The 1,663-nt window shown below is 66.1% G+C and carries 1 protein-coding gene; it reads left to right on the top strand.

Going from position 1 to position 1,663, the window contains the following annotated elements:
* Positions 1-1,663: hydantoinase/oxoprolinase family protein (locus CN311_RS01670; RefSeq protein WP_208866389.1), on the top strand; the 1,663-nt coding region annotated here is incomplete at both ends.

Here is a 1,663-nt window from a genome sequence, read left to right as displayed (position 1 = left end):
AGCCGACATGTTCCAGGGCAAGGACGCGCTGCTGTCCGGTCCGGCGGGCGGCGTCGTCGGCATGGTCGAGACGGCAAATCTCGCCGGCTTCCATAAGGTGATCGGCTTCGACATGGGCGGCACCTCGACCGACGTGGCGCATTACAACGGCGAATATGAACGTGCCTTCGATACCGAGGTGGCGGGCGTCCGCGTCCGCGCGCCGATGATGCGCATCCACACGGTCGCGGCCGGCGGCGGCTCGATCCTGCATTACGCCGACGGCCGCTTCCAGGCCGGCCCGGATTCGGCCGGCGCCAATCCCGGCCCCGCTTGCTACCGTCGCGGCGGGCCGCTCGCCGTTACCGACGCGAACGTGATGCTCGGCAAACTGCGGCCGGACTTCTTCCCGGCGATGTTCGGCCCCGGTCAGGACGAACGGCTGGACACCGAGGCGGTGCGGACGAAGTTCGCCGAGCTCGCCGCGAAGATCGGCGACGGCCGGTCACCCGAAGCCGTCGCAGAGGGCTTCGTCACCATCGCAGTGGAGAACATGGCCAACGCGATCAAGAAAATCTCGGTCCAGCGCGGCTACGACGTCACCGAGTATCTGCTCAACTGTTTCGGCGGCGCGGGTGGCCAGCATGCCTGCCTGGTGGCGGATGCGCTCGGGATGGAATCGGTGCTGGTGCACCCGTTCTCCGGCCTGCTGTCCGCCTATGGCATCGGCCTCGCCTCCGTCTTCGCCTCGCGCCAGCAGGCGTTGATCAAGCCGCTTGCCGAAGAGTCCGTCGCCGCGATCGACGCGCTGATCGAGACGCTGCGGGAAAAAGTGTTCGAAGAACTGGCGGCGCAGGGTGTGCCGGTCGAGGCCACGTCATGGCGGCCCGTTCTGATGATCCGCTACGACGGCACCGACACGGCGCTGCCGGTCAACTTCGCCGAACGCTCGCTCAACAAGGCGCGGATCGAATTCGAAAAGGCGCACAAGGCGCAGTTCGGCTTCGTCTACGACAACAAGCCGATGATCGTGGAATCGATCGATCTCCAGGGCCAGGACGGCCGTGTGACGGGCCGCGACGAGACCAGCCAGCCGACTGTCGATGCCACAGCCGTTGCGTCCGAAACGCGAAGGATGTTTTCGGAGGGCGAATGGCGCGAGGCCGGCATCCATCGCCGCGAGAACCTGCGCCCCGGCAACCGCGTCACCGGTCCCGCCTTGGTCATCGAAAGCCACCAGACGATCGTCGTCGAGCCCGGCTGGCAGGCCGAGATCACCGCCCGCGATCACGTGCTGCTGCGCCGCATCGAGAAGAAGCGCCGCATGGCCGCGCTCGGTACCGAGGCCGATCCGGTGATGCTGGAAGTGTTCAACAACCTGTTCATGGCGATCGCCGAGCAGATGGGCGTGACGCTGCAGAACACCGCCTATTCGGTCAACATCAAGGAGCGGCTCGACTTCTCTTGCGCCGTCTTCGGCCGCACCGGTGCACTCGTCGCCAACGCGCCGCACATGCCGGTGCATCTCGGCTCAATGGACCGCTCGGTGGAGACGATCATCCGTCTCAACGAGGGCGACATCCATCCCGGCGATGTCTTCGCCCTCAACGCCCCCTACAATGGCGGCACGCACCTGCCTGATATCACGGTGGTGACGCCGGTGTTCAGTGACGACCAGAGCGAG

It is taken from the genome of Mesorhizobium sanjuanii, from assembly GCF_002529485.1.
Lineage (GTDB): Bacteria > Pseudomonadota > Alphaproteobacteria > Rhizobiales > Rhizobiaceae > Mesorhizobium > Mesorhizobium sanjuanii.
The sequence above is the reverse complement of the archived record's forward strand: the minus strand, read 5'-3'. Positions and strand labels throughout refer to the sequence as shown.